Annotated in this window: 15 protein-coding genes; all 15 read left to right on the forward strand. The window is 54.0% G+C overall.

Annotated elements, in window-relative coordinates; all coding sequences use genetic code 11:
• Window positions 1-52 precede the first annotated feature (52 nt).
• The 15 genes from aroK to AC07NP_RS04830 all read left to right on the forward strand — a co-directional run bounded on the left by aroK (window position 53) and on the right by AC07NP_RS04830 (window position 14211).
• Window positions 53-574, forward strand: coding sequence for a shikimate kinase AroK (aroK, locus tag AC07NP_RS04760; RefSeq protein WP_042322869.1), 522 nt, complete (start codon window positions 53-55; stop codon window positions 572-574).
• A gap of 57 nt (window positions 575-631) precedes the next feature.
• Window positions 632-1720 carry a 3-dehydroquinate synthase gene (aroB, locus tag AC07NP_RS04765; protein ID WP_276293647.1) on the forward strand — a complete coding sequence of 363 codons (1089 nt, stop codon included), beginning with the start codon at window positions 632-634 and terminating at the stop codon, window positions 1718-1720.
• Between the two features lie 90 nt (window positions 1721-1810).
• The gene (gene damX / locus AC07NP_RS04770) at window positions 1811-3139 is read left to right on the forward strand and encodes a cell division protein DamX (protein WP_494659735.1); all 1329 of its coding nucleotides are present in this window, start codon (window positions 1811-1813) and stop codon (window positions 3137-3139) included.
• A 69-nt stretch (window positions 3140-3208) separates the two neighbouring features.
• The gene (gene dam / locus AC07NP_RS04775; RefSeq protein WP_494659736.1) at window positions 3209-4045 is read left to right on the forward strand and encodes an adenine-specific DNA-methyltransferase; all 837 of its coding nucleotides are present in this window, start codon (window positions 3209-3211) and stop codon (window positions 4043-4045) included.
• Window positions 4046-4062: 17 nt separating this feature from the next.
• The gene (gene rpe, locus AC07NP_RS04780; RefSeq protein WP_162380530.1) at window positions 4063-4740 is read left to right on the forward strand and encodes a ribulose-phosphate 3-epimerase; all 678 of its coding nucleotides are present in this window, start codon (window positions 4063-4065) and stop codon (window positions 4738-4740) included.
• Window positions 4733-5491 carry a phosphoglycolate phosphatase gene (gene gph / locus AC07NP_RS04785; protein WP_494659737.1) on the forward strand — a complete coding sequence of 253 codons (759 nt, stop codon included), beginning with the start codon at window positions 4733-4735 and terminating at the stop codon, window positions 5489-5491. Before rpe ends, gph begins: the two co-directional genes overlap by 8 nt.
• Complete coding sequence (trpS, locus tag AC07NP_RS04790; RefSeq protein WP_203359741.1) at window positions 5484-6488, forward strand: tryptophan--tRNA ligase; 1005 nt, start codon at window positions 5484-5486, stop codon at window positions 6486-6488. Before gph ends, trpS begins: the two co-directional genes overlap by 8 nt.
• A 163-nt stretch (window positions 6489-6651) precedes the next feature.
• Window positions 6652-7557: a GntR family transcriptional regulator YhfZ gene (gene yhfZ, locus AC07NP_RS04795; RefSeq protein ID WP_494659774.1), complete on the forward strand. Its 906-nt coding sequence runs from the start codon at window positions 6652-6654 to the stop codon at window positions 7555-7557.
• Window positions 7558-7572: 15 nt separating this feature from the next.
• Window positions 7573-7935: a PRD domain-containing protein gene (locus tag AC07NP_RS04800; protein ID WP_494659738.1), complete on the forward strand. Its 363-nt coding sequence runs from the start codon at window positions 7573-7575 to the stop codon at window positions 7933-7935.
• An 83-nt stretch (window positions 7936-8018) separates the two neighbouring features.
• Window positions 8019-9182 (forward strand): YhfX family PLP-dependent enzyme, encoded by a 1164-nt coding sequence (locus AC07NP_RS04805; protein WP_494659739.1) that lies wholly within the window; start codon window positions 8019-8021, stop codon window positions 9180-9182.
• Entirely contained in the window at window positions 9182-10408 is a 1227-nt protein-coding gene (locus AC07NP_RS04810; protein ID WP_494659740.1) for a phosphopentomutase, read from the forward strand. Before AC07NP_RS04805 ends, AC07NP_RS04810 begins: the two co-directional genes overlap by 1 nt.
• Window positions 10405-11283, forward strand: a complete 879-nt coding sequence (locus AC07NP_RS04815; protein ID WP_494659741.1) for a phosphotriesterase-related protein — start codon at window positions 10405-10407, stop codon at window positions 11281-11283. The genes AC07NP_RS04810 and AC07NP_RS04815 overlap by 4 nt, the downstream gene beginning before the upstream one ends.
• An 87-nt stretch (window positions 11284-11370) precedes the next feature.
• Window positions 11371-11733 carry a DUF2620 domain-containing protein gene (locus AC07NP_RS04820; RefSeq protein WP_490469453.1) on the forward strand — a complete coding sequence of 121 codons (363 nt, stop codon included), beginning with the start codon at window positions 11371-11373 and terminating at the stop codon, window positions 11731-11733.
• 8 nt (window positions 11734-11741) lie between these two features.
• Complete coding sequence (locus AC07NP_RS04825; RefSeq protein WP_203359747.1) at window positions 11742-13100, forward strand: YhfT family protein; 1359 nt, start codon at window positions 11742-11744, stop codon at window positions 13098-13100.
• Window positions 13101-13116: 16 nt separating this feature from the next.
• Entirely contained in the window at window positions 13117-14211 is a 1095-nt protein-coding gene (locus tag AC07NP_RS04830; protein ID WP_494659742.1) for an aminotransferase class I/II-fold pyridoxal phosphate-dependent enzyme, read from the forward strand.
• Window positions 14212-14247: the final 36 nt, after the last annotated feature.

The following is a 14247-nucleotide window of genomic DNA, read 5'->3' on the forward strand; positions in this document are numbered from 1 at the left end:
TATCTGCGAAGCGGGTTTATCATTAACGAATAGTCTTAGTAGTACCGAAAAAATGGCAGAGAAACGCAATATCTTTCTGGTTGGGCCTATGGGTGCCGGAAAAAGCACTATTGGGCGCCAGTTAGCTCAACAACTCAATATGGAATTTTACGATTCTGATCAAGAGATTGAGAAACGAACCGGAGCTGATGTGGGCTGGGTCTTCGATGTAGAAGGTGAAGACGGCTTCCGCGATCGTGAAGAGAAAGTCATCAACGAGTTGACGGAAAAGCAGGGTATTGTGCTGGCAACCGGCGGTGGCTCTGTAAAATCACGTGAAACCCGTAATCGTCTCTCCGCGCGTGGCGTCGTGGTCTATCTTGAAACGACGATCGAAAAACAACTTGCGCGTACGCAGCGCGATAAAAAACGTCCGCTGTTGCAGGTCGAAGCTCCGCCTCGTGAAGTTCTGGAAGCGTTGGCCGACGAACGCAATCCTCTGTATGAAGAGATTGCAGACGTGACCATTCGTACCGACGATCAGAGCGCCAAAGTCGTAGCAAACCAGATTATTCACATGCTGGAAAGCAACTGATTCTGGCTTAATACACACTTGCCTGCGGGTACAAGCCATTAAGGTGGATATCGCGTCATGGAGAGGATTACAGTCACTCTCGGGGAACGTAGTTACCCTATCACCATCGCGGCTGGTTTGTTTAACGAACCAGCTTCATTCTTACCGCTGAAATCGGGCGAGCAGGTTATGTTGGTGACCAACGAAACCCTGGCTCCTCTTTATCTTGATAAGATTCGCGACGTACTTGAACAGGCGGGTGTTAACGTTGATAGCGTTATTCTTCCCGATGGCGAGCAGTATAAAAGCCTGACGGTGCTTGATACGGTCTTTACGGCCCTGCTGCAAAAACCGCACGGTCGCGATACCACGCTTGTAGCCCTCGGTGGCGGCGTGATTGGCGATCTGACCGGTTTTGCGGCGGCGAGCTATCAGCGCGGCGTTCGTTTTATCCAGGTTCCAACAACCCTGTTGTCTCAGGTTGACTCCTCCGTTGGCGGGAAAACCGCTGTAAACCATCCCCTCGGTAAAAACATGATTGGCGCGTTCTACCAGCCTGCTTCCGTGGTGGTGGATCTCGACTGTCTGAAAACGCTTCCTGCGCGTGAGCTGGCTTCGGGTCTGGCGGAAGTGATCAAATACGGCATCATTCTGGATGGGGCGTTCTTTACCTGGCTGGAGGAAAATCTGGATGCGCTGTTGCGTCTGGATGGCACGGCGATGGCGTACTGTATTCGCCGTTGTTGTGAGCTGAAAGCAGAAGTTGTTGCCGCAGACGAGCGAGAAATGGGCTTACGTGCTTTACTGAATCTGGGGCACACGTTTGGCCATGCTATCGAAGCCGAAATGGGTTATGGCAATTGGTTACACGGTGAAGCGGTCGCTGCAGGTATGGTGATGGCTGCTCGCACGTCAGAACGTCTGGGTCAGTTTAATGCAACTGACACACAGCGTATTATTACGCTGCTTGCGCGTGCTGGCTTACCTGTTAACGGACCCCGCGAGATGTCCGCGCAGGCTTATTTGCCGCACATGCTGCGTGATAAAAAAGTGTTGGCGGGTGAAATGCGTTTAATTCTCCCGTTGGCAATAGGGAAGAGTGAAGTTCGCGGCGGAGTGTCGCACGAGGTGGTTCTTAGCGCGATTGCTGATTGTCAGCAGGCGTAACAACAAGAAAGGTCAGACCGCAATTATTGGGTCTTTTAGCTTCAGGTTAACTGCAACGTTGTAAGCATTAACCTTTGAGTGGGGTGTTAAATGGATGAATTCAAACCAGAAGACGAGCTGAAACCCGATCCCAGCGATCGTCGTACTGGTCGTTCTCGTCAATCTTCTGAACGTGGTGAGCCGCAGATCAACTTTGATGATGTTGATCTGGATGCGGACGATCATCGCCCGACACGTGCGCGTAAAGACCGCAATGAGGAGCAAGATGTCGAGCCTGAAGAAGATTACGAATCCGATGATGATGCGGTGGATGATGACGAAGAACGTGTAGAGCGTCGTCCGCGCAAGCGCAAAAAAGCGGTCAGTAAACCGGCTTCCCGTCAGTACATGATGATGGGTGTTGGTGTTCTTGTGCTGCTGCTGCTGATTATCGGAATCGGCTCCGCGCTGAAGGCACCTTCAACCTCCTCTTCAAGCGAGCAAACTGCTTCTGGCGAGAAGAGTATCGATCTTTCAGGCAATACCGCCGATCAAGCGAATGCAACCCAGCCTGCGCCGGGTGCAACATCTGCTGAGCAAACCGCCGGTACTGCACCGCAGCAAGAAGTTTCCTTGCCGCCAATTTCGTCCACGCCGACCGAAGGACAAGCGCCTGCAGCGACCGAAGGTCAGCAACGTGTTGAAGTTCAGGGCGACCTGAACAATGCGCTCTCGCAGCCGCAAAATCAGAGCCAGGTTAACAATGTGGTGGTTAACTCCACACTGCCGACTGAACCGGCCACGGTTGCGCCAATCCGCAACGGTAATGCGTCGCGTCAGGAGACAAAGGAACCTGCGGCTCCTGCCACAACCACTCGTCCGGAACGCAAACAGGCTGTGATTGAGCCGAAGAAACCGCAGACGACAGCGAAATCGACGGTAACTGAGCCGAAACCTGTCGCTCAGGCAAAACGTACGGAACCAACGGCTCCGGCGACAACCGCGAAAGCCCCTGCAGCAACATCTGCACCGACAACAACGGTAGCCCCGAAAGCAACCGCCAGCACGACGTCTGCGCCTGCTCAAACGACACAGCCTGCGCAAACTGCGCCGACGGCTGCAGCGACACCAGGCGCGGCCGGTGGGAAAAGTGCAGGCAACGTTGGGTCGTTAAAATCTGCACCGGGCAGCCATTACACCCTGCAGCTCAGCAGTTCTTCTAACTACGACAACCTGAACAGTTGGGCGAAGAAAGAGAACCTGAAAAACTTTGTTGTGTATCAGACGACGCGTAACGGCCAACCGTGGTATGTTCTGGTCACGGGCGTGTATGCCTCGAAAGACGATGCGAAACGTGCGGTGTCTACGCTGCCAGCCGATGTGCAGGCGAAAAACCCGTGGGCAAAACCGTTGCATCAGGTTCAGGCCGATCTGAAGTAATGTTATTAAAGCGCAGGATGCTGTCGGAGCTTTCTCCACAGCCGGAGAAGGTGTAATTAGTTAGTCAGCATGAAAAAAAATCGCGCTTTTTTGAAGTGGGCAGGGGGAAAATACCCCCTGCTTGAAGATATAAAACGGCATTTGCCACCGGGTGAGTGTCTGGTTGAACCCTTCGTGGGTGCCGGGTCGGTGTTTCTCAACACCGACTTTTCTCGTTATATCCTCGCCGATATCAACAGCGACCTCATCAGTCTCTATAACATCGTGAAGTCACGTACCGATGCGTATGTGCAGGCTTCCCGTGAGCTGTTTACCCCTGAGACAAATCAGGCTGAGGTTTACTATCAGTTCCGCGAGGAATTCAACGCGTGTCAGGATCCGTTCCGCCGTGCGGTACTGTTTTTGTATCTGAACCGTTTTGGCTACAACGGACTGTGCCGCTATAACCTGCGCGGGGAATTTAACGTGCCGTTTGGCCGTTACAAAAAGCCCTACTTCCCGGAAGCGGAGTTGTATCACTTTGCCGAAAAAGCGCAGAATGCAGAGTTCCATTGCCTCTCCTATGAAGAGTGTATGGATCGTGCGGATGCAGACTCTGTGGTCTATTGTGACCCGCCTTATGCGCCGCTTTCTGCGACGGCGAATTTTACCGCTTATCATACCAACAGCTTCAGCCCCAGAGAGCAGGCGCATCTGGCAGAGATGGCAGAAAAGCTGGTCAGTAAGCGGATCCCAGTGTTAATTTCAAACCATGACACGCCCGATACCCGTGAGTGGTACAAAGCGGCGAAACATTTTCAGGTTAAAGTGCGGCGCAGTATAAGCAGCAACGGCGGCACACGAAAAAAGGTGGACGAACTGCTGGCTCTGTACCAACCAGGAGTCGTTTCGCCCGCGAAAAAATAATTCTCAAGGAGAAGCGGATGAAACAGTATTTGATTGCCCCCTCAATTCTGTCGGCTGATTTTGCTCGCCTGGGTGAGGACACCGCGAAAGCACTGACTGCCGGTGCTGATGTCGTGCATTTTGACGTCATGGACAACCACTATGTGCCGAACCTGACGATCGGACCGATGGTGCTGAAATCCCTGCGTAAATACGGTATTACCGCACCTATCGACGTGCATCTGATGGTGAAGCCGGTTGACCGTATTGTGCCGGATTTCGCCGCCGCAGGCGCCAACATCATTACTTTTCATCCGGAAGCCTCCGAACACGTCGACCGCACCTTGCAACTGATTAAAGAGCACGGCTGCAAAGCCGGCCTGGTATTCAACCCGGCCACGCCGCTTAGCTATCTGGACTATGTAATGGACAAGCTGGATGTGATCCTGTTGATGTCCGTTAACCCGGGCTTCGGCGGTCAGTCCTTCATTCCACAGACGCTTGAGAAACTGCGCGAAGTGCGTCGTCGTATCGATGAATCCGGCTACGACATCCGTCTGGAAGTGGATGGCGGCGTCAAGGTGGACAACATCGGTGAAATCGCCTCGGCTGGCGCGGATATGTTTGTGGCAGGCTCTGCCATCTTTGACCAGCCAGACTACAAAAAAGTGATAGATGAAATGCGCCGTGAACTGGCGAAGGTAAGTCATGGATAAATTGCAGAATATTCGAGGCGTTGCATTTGACCTCGACGGGACGCTGGTCGACAGCGCACCGGGATTAAGCGCTGCGGTAGATATGGCGTTGTATGCGCTGGAACTGCCGACGGCAGGCGAAGAGCGTGTTATTACCTGGATTGGTAACGGCGCAGATGTGCTGATGGAACGCGCACTGACCTGGTCTCGCCAGGAACGTGCGATGCAGCGTAAAACAATGGGCAAACCGCCTGTTGATGACGACATCCCTGCTGAAGAACAGGTGCGTATTTTGCGTAAGCTGTTCGACCGTTATTATGCGGATGTGGCGCAAGAGGGGACGTTCCTGTTCCCCAACGTAGTGGATACGCTGGGTGCGCTACACGCCAACGGGTTGCCGTTAGGTCTGGTCACCAACAAGCCGACGCCGTTTGTTGCGCCTCTGCTGGAAGCGCTGGATATCGCCAAATATTTTAGCGTGGTCATCGGTGGTGACGACGTGCAAAACAAAAAACCGCATCCGGACCCGCTACTGCTTGTCGCGAGCCGCATGGGTATTGCGCCTGAGCAAATGCTTTTCGTGGGTGATTCACGAAATGACATTCAGGCCGCGGTTGCCGCAGGCTGTCCGTCTGTGGGACTTACCTATGGCTATAACTACGGTGAAGCGATTGACCTTAGCCAGCCAGACGTTGTTTACGACAGTATTAATGACCTTCTGCCCGCTCTCGGGCTTTTGCAAAGCGAAAATCAGGAATTGAAAAATGACTAAGCCCATCGTTTTTAGTGGCGCACAGCCCTCAGGTGAATTGACCATTGGCAACTACATGGGTGCGCTGCGTCAGTGGGTGAACATGCAAGATGATTTCCACTGCATCTACTGCATCGTTGACCAGCATGCCATCACCGTGCGTCAGGATGCGCAGCAGTTGCGTAAAGCGACGCTGGATACGCTGGCGCTCTACCTTGCGTGCGGTATCGATCCTGAGAAAAGCACCATCTTCGTTCAGTCCCACGTGCCGGAACATGCACAACTGGGTTGGGCATTGAACTGCTACACCTATTTCGGCGAACTGAGCCGTATGACGCAGTTCAAAGATAAATCTGCGCGTTATGCAGAAAACATTAACGCCGGTCTTTTTGATTATCCGGTTCTGATGGCGGCGGACATTCTGCTGTACCAAACCAACCAGGTTCCGGTCGGTGAAGATCAGAAACAGCACCTGGAGCTGAGCCGCGACATCGCGCAGCGTTTTAACGCCATCTACGGCGATATCTTCAAAGTGCCAGAGCCGTTCATTCCGAAATCTGGCGCGCGCGTGATGTCGCTGCTGGAGCCGACCAAAAAGATGTCTAAGTCGGACGACAACCGCAACAATGTGATCGGCCTGCTGGAAGACCCGAAATCCGTCGTGAAGAAAATCAAACGCGCGATGACCGACTCCGAAGAGCCGCCGGTTGTGCGTTACGATGTGAAAGAAAAAGCGGGCGTGTCCAACCTGCTGGATATCCTCTCTGCAGTGACCGGCGAGAGCATTCCTGAACTGGAACAACGCTTTGAAGGCAAAATGTACGGTCATCTGAAAGGTGAAGTAGCGGACGCGGTTTCCGGCATGCTGACCGAGTTGCAGGAGCGTTATCACCGTTACCGCAATGATGAAGCATTCCTGCAGAAAGTGATGAAAGAGGGTGCCGAAAAAGCCAGCGCCCGCGCTTCTGTCACCCTGAAAGCGGTGTACGAAGCGATCGGCTTTGTCGCGAAACCGTAATTCAACGATGTCGCTAAAAACCGGGTAAATCCCGGTTTTTTTTCGCCTGTCTTTTATGTGACCAATAAAAAGTGTGAAGCGCCTCGCCGTTTGCACATCTCGCCATTGCGCTATATATTCAATTTAATGAAGATATAAATATTCAATTTACTGAAAATATATGATGCGTCGGACATTTATCAAGAAAGAAGGGGTTGTCTTAACAACTCTGGCCCGTTACCTGTTGGGTGAAAAGTGTGGTAACCGTTTGAAAACCATAGATGAACTGGCAAGTGAATGCCACTCATCTGTCGGATTAACGCAGGCCGCGCTGAAAACGCTGGAATCCTCAGGGGCAATCCGCATTGAGCGTCGCGGGCGTAATGGTAGTTTCCTGGTAGAAATGGATAACAAAACGCTGTTGACGCATGTGGATATCAACAACGTGGTATGTGCCATGCCGTTGCCTTATACCCGTCTGTACGAAGGGTTGGCGAGCGGTCTGAAAGCGCAATTTGAGGGGATCCCCTTTTATTACGCGCACATGCGTGGGGCAGATATTCGTGTGGAATGTTTACTGAACGGCGTCTATGACATGGCGGTGGTCTCCCGTCTGGCGGCAGACAGTTATCTGGCGCAGAACGGGTTGCGCATCGCGCTGGAGCTGGGGCCACATACTTATGTGGGCGAGCATCAGCTCATTTGTCGCAAAGGTGAGGCTGAAAATGTGAAACGCGTGGGTCTGGATAACCGCTCGGCGGATCAGAAAATCATGACGGAAGCCTGTTTTGGCGACAGCGACGTGGAGTTGGTAGACCTTTCCTACCACGAAAGCCTTCAGCGTATTGTGAAAGGGGACGTGGATGCGGTGATCTGGAACGTCGTGGCGGATGCTGAACTGGCGATGCTGGGATTAGAAGCGACCCCGCTCACCCGCGATCCCCGATTCTTACAGGCAACGGAAGCCGTCGTACTGACGCGCGCGGATGATTATCCGATGCAGCAATTACTGCGTGCGGTGGTGGACAAACAGGCGCTGCTCGCCCACCAGCAACGGGTGGTTAAAGGTGAGCAGGAACCCAGCTATTAAGTTAAGGGCATTTTGATGGAATACCGACTGAACCTGCTATGCGAAGCGGGTGTGATTGATAAGGATATCTGCAGCGGCATGCTGCAGGTTGTTGAACGGTTGAGCAATGAGTGGCATCTGCCGGTTCACTCCGAGCAAGGGACGATGGCGATGACGCACATGGCGAGCGCGTTAATGCGCAGCCGCCGGGGGGAAGTGATTGGGCCGCTGGATGACGAATTATTGGCTGAAATGGCGCAATCAAATCTCTGGCCAACCATTTTGCTGGTACACCAGACATTGCTGAAAGAGTTTGCGGTGACGCTTCATGCAAATGAAGAGGGGTATCTGCTGGCGAACCTGTACGGATTGTGGATGGCGGCAGAAGAAGGCGTTTGAAAGAGATGGAATAGCAATGTCCTTCACCTTAAATATTCAAAAAAATGAATATTTAAATCAGGGATTGGAAACGAGGCTAAAAGATGTTTATACACGCACTGAAACGGCAGAACCCTGCGCTTATTACCGCCGCGCTCCGGCTATGGCAACAGGGGAAGATTGTCCCCGATAGCTGGGTGATTGATGTTGACCAGGTTCTGGAAAATGGTAAGCGGCTGATTGAGGTCGCGCAGCAACACGGCATCACGTTGTATCTGATGACCAAGCAGGTTGGGCGAAATCCCTGGCTGGCGGAAAAGCTGTTGGCGCTGGGTTATGCCGGGATTGTCGTGGTGGACTATAAAGAGGGCCGAACCCTGCGCCGCGCCGGATTACCGATTGCGCATCAGGGGCATTTGGTGCAGATCCCGTCTCGACTCGTTGATGCAGCAGTAGAACAAAATACGGATGTCATCACGCTGTTTTCGTTAGAGAAAGCGCGGGAAGTTTCTGCGGCCGCAGTGAAAGCCGGGCAGACGCAGGCGGTGATGCTCAAGGTGTATGGCGAAAACGACTTTCTTTATCCCGGGCAGGAAAGCGGCTTCCCACTGGCCGATCTGGATGAGGTTGTTGCACAGGTTCAACGGTTACCGGGTCTGCATCTGAGCGGATTAACGCATTTTCCTTGTCTGCTCTGGGATGAGGCGGCAGGTGAAACCGTTCCGACGCCCAATCTGCACACGCTGGTCGATGCGCGACGCCAGGTGGAAGCGTCGGGCGTCGCTATCGAACAGTTGAATGCCCCATCTGCGACCAGCTGCGCCTCTTTGCCGCTGCTGGCAACGTACGGCGTTACTCACGCAGAGCCTGGTCATGCGTTGACGGGCACGATTCCTTCTAATCAACAGGGCGACCAACCTGAGCGCATTGCGATGCTTTGGCTGAGCGAGATCTCCCACCATTTTCACGGCGACAGCTATTGCTATGGCGGCGGTTATTACCGTCGCGGGCATGCGCGTAATGCGCTGGTGTTTACCCATGAAAATGACGCGCCGGTTGAGACGCAACTGAAACCTGTCGATGACAGCAGTATTGATTATTACCTGCCGCTTGCAGGGGAATTCCCGGTAAGCAGTGCCGTTGTGCTCTGTTTTCGCACGCAAATCTTTGTGACGCGCAGTGACGTTGTGCTGGTGTCCGGTATTCAGCGCGGCGCGCCTGAGATTGTCGCCCGTTATGACAGCCTCGGAAACCTTCTGGAGGACTAATGGCTCGTTTCGTGGTGGTAGTGATCGATAGCTTCGGCGTCGGGGCAATGAAGGATGTCGCGCAGATCCGACCGCAGGATGCTGGCGCGAATACCTGCGGGCATATCCTGAGTCAGCAGCCGCAGCTGCGTTTGCCAACGCTGGAAAAGCTGGGGTTGATGAATGCGCTGGGGTACACGCCGGGCGTGATGAAACCGTCCGCATCAGCGGTATGGGGCGTCGCGGAATTGCAACATGAAGGGGGCGATACCTTCATGGGGCATCAGGAAATTTTAGGCTCGCGACCCCAGGCGCCGCTACGCATGCCGTTTAGCGAGGTGATTGGGCGCGTTGAACAGGCGCTGAAAGCCGCAGGTTTGCAGGTGGAGCGGCGTGGCGATGGGCTGGCGTTTCTGTGGGTGAATCAGGCGGTCGCCATTGGCGATAACCTCGAAGCGGATTTGGGGCAGGTCTACAACATTACCGCCAACCTTTCCGTCATTGACTTCGATGAGGTGGTGAAAATTGGCCGCATCGTGCGTGAGCATGCGCAGGTTGGGCGGGTCATTGCTTTTGGCGGCACGCTGAAAGACAGCCAACAGATTCTGGATGCCGTTGAGACAAAAGCGGAACGCTTCATCGGCATCAATGCGCCGCGCTCGGGGGCGTATGAAAACGGTTTTCAGGTGGTTCACATGGGCTATGGCGTTGATGCGCAGGTTCAGGTTCCGCAGAAGCTGCATGAGGTCGGCGTGCCAACCGTACTGGTCGGAAAAGTAGCTGATATTGTCAGCAACCCACATGGTCGCAGCTGGCAAAACCTGGTCGATAGCCAGCGCATTATGGATATCACTCGAGATGAATTTAACGCCGAACGGACCGTGTTTATTTGCGCCAACATCCAGGAAACCGATCTCGCTGGTCATGCCGAGGATGTCGCACGTTATGCGGAACGCCTGCAGGTCGTCGACAGTAATCTAACGCGCCTTCTTTCTGATATGGGTCCGGATGATTACCTGGTCGTCATGGCCGATCACGGCAACGACCCCACGATTGGTCACAGTCACCACACCCGTGAAGTGGTGCCGGTGCTGGTATATCGACAGGGGCTGGAACCCGCTCAGTTAGGCGTTCGCGCCACGCTGTCAGATGTGGGCGCCACAGTATGCGAATTCTTTGGCGCTGCAGCCCCGCAAAACGGCACCTCTTTTCTTTCGGCATTACGGCTCACAGGAGACGCGTTATGAGCATTGATACTTCAGGCTACACCTACGCCCACGAGCATCTGCATATCGATCTCTCCGGGTTCAAAAACAACCTCGACTGCCGGTTCGATCAGTACGATCTCATCTGCCAGGAGATGAACGTTCTGATGGCGTTGGGCGTGCGCAACATCATTGAGATGACCAACCGTTACATGGGGCGTAACCCACAATTTATGCTCGATCTAATGCGTGATACGGGAATGAATGTGGTGGCCTGCACGGGGTATTACCAGAATCAGTTTTTCCCGGAACATGTCGCGACCCGCAGCGTGGAGCAACTGGCCCAGGAGATGGTCGATGAAATTGTCGGCGGAATCGATGGCACTGAACTGAAAGCCGGGATCATCGCTGAAATCGGCTCCAGCGAAGGCGTAATCACGCCGCTGGAAGAAAAGGTCTTTATTGCTGCCGCACGTGCCCACAATGAAACCGGGCGCCCGATCTCGACGCACACCTCGTTCGGCACCATGGGCCTGGAACAGTTGGCCTTACTGAAAACGCAGGGCGTCTCCCTCTCGCGAGTGGTGATTGGTCACTGCGATCTCAAAGATAATCTCGACAATATCTTGCGCATGATCGATCTCGGCGCGTATGTGCAGTTCGATACTATCGGTAAAAACAGCTACTACCCGGACGAGAAACGTATTGGGATGCTGCATATGCTTCGCGATCGCGGTTTGCTCAACCGCGTGATGCTCTCAATGGATATTACCCGCCGGTCACATTTGAAAGCGAACGGCGGTAATGGCTACGACTACCTGTTAACCACCTTTGTCCCACAACTGCGCCAGTCAGGGTTCAGTCAGGTCGATGTGGACATGATGCTGCGTGATAACCCTGCTCGTTTCTTCCAGTAGGTCGGTTTGATTGAGACAGCGCGCGTTGAGGGTAGGCGTTTTTAATAACGTATTAGCGATAGAAATAAATCAATAAGGAAACAGACAATGAAAATCGTGATTGGTGGTCAGATTGAGAAAGACAAAATAGCTGAAACAGTCCGCCGTGAAGCGGGCGATCGTGCCACCTCAGTCACTGTCATGGGGGACATTGAAGCGGCCATGGCATTAAAAAGCGGAGCGGCAGACTACTATTTCGGCGCGTGCAATACCGGTGGCGGTGGGGCGCTGGCAATGGCGATTGCGATTGCGGGGGCCAGCCAATGTATTACCGTCGGCATGCCGGGAAAAATTCTGTCAAATGAAGAGATTATTGCAGGCGTAAACGCAGGGAAAAAAGCCTTCGGTTTCACGGGGCAGGACACTGAAATCGTTGTCCCGGTAATTATCAAGGCAATCCTGGGCGCATAGGAGGAAAAATGGAACATGAGTTTCTGATGCGCCTGTTAACCATCGATCCCATGAAGGCAGGATTAATCGCGCTCATTGGCGGGCTGTCTGCCATGATGGCCAACCGGGGGATTGCGGTTTTTCATGATGGCCTGCGGCCATTGATGCCTGAATATCTCGAAGGGAGAATGGATCACAAAACGCTGGCGGCAACCAGCTTTGCACTGAGCTTCGGGTTGGTCATCGGATTTGGACTGCCATTTTCACTGACCGCGCCGATTATTCTGGTGCATAGCCTGCTGCTGGGAACTGATGTGGTGGGCACATGGTGTAACAATAGCCGCCGTGGCTTCCTGCTCTCCGGCGTCATTGGTGCCCTTTATGGTGTGGCGCTGATGGTTGGACTGCGTTCAGTGGTTGATCTGTTCAACATGATGCCCGTAAATTTTATGAATAACCTCAGCCAGGTGGGAGACCCGATTATTGTCTGTTTCGCCCTCTTTCCTGCATTGGTTGTCGGTTATCAGTACGGATACAAAAAAGGGATGTGGGTGCTGGTCGCGACACTGGTGGGGTATCTGGTCGCGCACTCTTTTGGCAGCATCAGTTTTGGCGGACGCATTGAAAAACCCGTCAAGCTTGACCCGAACGGAATTGCGCTATTGCTCGCGATGATCGCGATGTTCTATTTCACCATGCAAGAGCGTCCTGCGACGTCAGAAAATGCGGATGGGGTAAAGACGAAAGGCGCGAATGAGATGCTGGTGGGCCTCTTTTCGGCACGTATAGAACGCATTCAGAAGAACAAATGGCTGTTGGTGTTCAGCGGTGGCTTATGCGCGATGGCCGGTTCGATGTCATTCAGTTTGCTGGCAGAAGGCCCTGTTTCGCTGCAACTGATGGCGCAGGGAGAGCAAACAAGTGCCATGCTGGTGGCACTGGCGCGAGCGATCAGCTTTATCCCTCTGGTCGGTATGACGGCCATTGCGACAGGTGTCTATAGCCCGGAAGGCATGAAGTTTGTTTTTGTTGCAGGCCTGGCGACCAATAACCCTTTGATAGCGTTCATTGCGGGCGGCGTCATTATGTTCCTGGAGATTAGACTGCTCGCCAGAACGGCGATCTGGCTGGACAAATATCCTGGCGTCAAAGCGTGTGGTGATCATATCCGTACCGCGATCACACGAATGCTGGAAGTGTCGCTGCTGGTGGGTGGGATGATTGCGTCTAACGCCATTTTGCCGGGTATGGGATTCATGATCGTCGCAGGAATTTATCTGCTTAACCGAACCTCCCGTAGACCGCTGGTGGAGATGTCTATTGGCCCGGTTGCCACGATTGCCGTCGGGATACTGGCTAACCTCTTCTACTTTATCGGGATTGTGTAACCCTAAGGTCATCGCCATGGAAACCTATCCATTACAAAGCCTGACGCTGATGGAGGCTCAGGAGAAGCAATTTGCGCTGGTGGACACACTGTGCCGCCATTTTCCCGGTGCTGATTTTTTGGCGGGCGGCGATTTAGGGCTTGTGCCGGGGCTAAACCAGCCCCGGGTAACGCAGCGTGTCGAGCAGGTCCTGGCCGATGCGTTTCACGCCGAGGCGGCCGTGTTGGTGCAGGGCGCGGGTACCGGTGCTATTCGCGCAGGGTTGTGCGCGTTGCTCAAACCCGGTCAGCGGCTACTGGTACATGATGCGCCGGTGTATCCGACCACTGCGTGCATCATAGAACAGATGGGCGTTGAACTCATTCGCGCCGATTTCAATACTCCCGGCGCGATAACGCAGGCCATTGAACAGCACCGTCCTCAGGCGGCGCTGGTTCAGCACACACGCCAGCAGCCCCGGGACAGCTACTCGCTGACGGTGGTGCTGGAGGAAATCGCGCACAGCGGGGTTCCTACGCTGACTGATGACAACTATGCGGTCATGAAAGTGGGCAGCATCGGGTGTGAATGCGGGGCCACGCTCTCTACGTTCTCCTGCTTTAAACTCTTCGGGCCTGAAGGTGTGGGGGCGGTTGTTGGGGAGGCCGACGCTATCGCTAAAATCCGGTCTACTCTGTATTCCGGCGGTAGCCAGATCCAGGGCGCGCAAGCGCTGGAAGTGCTGCGTGGACTGGTTTTTGCGCCCGTGATGCATGCCGTGCAGGCTGGGGTATCCGAGCGTATACTCGCGCGGCTCAATGGAGGGAGTCTGCCGGAGGTGAAGCAGGCGGTGATTGCCAACGCGCAGTCGAAAGTATTGATCGTGGAGTTCAATCACCCGATTGCCGGGAGAGTGCTGGAAGAAGCGCACAAACGCGGGGCGCTGCCTTACCCGGTGGGGGCGGAATCAAAATATGAGATCCCACCTCTGTTTTATCGCCTCTCCGGGACGTTTCGCGAAGCCGCTCCGGGTCTGGAACAGTACGCGATCCGTATTAATCCAAACCGTAGCGGCGAGGAGACGGTGCTGCGTATATTGCAGGAAAGCATCGGGCAGGTCATGGCTGGCTAGCGCCCGGCGACGACAGGCATAAAAAAACCGGGAAAT

The organism is Citrobacter sp. GW821-FHT07H02 (genome assembly GCF_059418505.1).

Bases quoted from the DNA above. Each gene is read 5' to 3' on its own strand.
- AC07NP_RS04800 (WP_494659738.1), top strand. From the start codon at position 7,573: ATGGAATACCGACTGAACCTGCTATGCGAAGCGGGTGTGATTGATAAG.
- damX (WP_494659735.1), top strand. From the start codon at position 1,811: ATGGATGAATTCAAACCAGAAGACGAGCTGAAACCCGATCCCAGCGAT.
- rpe (WP_162380530.1), top strand. From the start codon at position 4,063: ATGAAACAGTATTTGATTGCCCCCTCAATTCTGTCGGCTGATTTTGCT.
- gph (WP_494659737.1), top strand. From the start codon at position 4,733: ATGGATAAATTGCAGAATATTCGAGGCGTTGCATTTGACCTCGACGGG.
- aroB (WP_276293647.1), top strand. From the start codon at position 632: ATGGAGAGGATTACAGTCACTCTCGGGGAACGTAGTTACCCTATCACC.
- yhfZ (WP_494659774.1), top strand. From the start codon at position 6,652: ATGCGTCGGACATTTATCAAGAAAGAAGGGGTTGTCTTAACAACTCTG.
- AC07NP_RS04830 (WP_494659742.1), top strand. From the start codon at position 13,117: ATGGAAACCTATCCATTACAAAGCCTGACGCTGATGGAGGCTCAGGAG.
- AC07NP_RS04810 (WP_494659740.1), top strand. From the start codon at position 9,182: ATGGCTCGTTTCGTGGTGGTAGTGATCGATAGCTTCGGCGTCGGGGCA.
- AC07NP_RS04815 (WP_494659741.1), top strand. From the start codon at position 10,405: ATGAGCATTGATACTTCAGGCTACACCTACGCCCACGAGCATCTGCAT.
- AC07NP_RS04805 (WP_494659739.1), top strand. From the start codon at position 8,019: ATGTTTATACACGCACTGAAACGGCAGAACCCTGCGCTTATTACCGCC.
- aroK (WP_042322869.1), top strand. From the start codon at position 53: ATGGCAGAGAAACGCAATATCTTTCTGGTTGGGCCTATGGGTGCCGGA.
- AC07NP_RS04820 (WP_490469453.1), top strand. From the start codon at position 11,371: ATGAAAATCGTGATTGGTGGTCAGATTGAGAAAGACAAAATAGCTGAA.
- AC07NP_RS04825 (WP_203359747.1), top strand. From the start codon at position 11,742: ATGGAACATGAGTTTCTGATGCGCCTGTTAACCATCGATCCCATGAAG.
- dam (WP_494659736.1), top strand. From the start codon at position 3,209: ATGAAAAAAAATCGCGCTTTTTTGAAGTGGGCAGGGGGAAAATACCCC.
- trpS (WP_203359741.1), top strand. From the start codon at position 5,484: ATGACTAAGCCCATCGTTTTTAGTGGCGCACAGCCCTCAGGTGAATTG.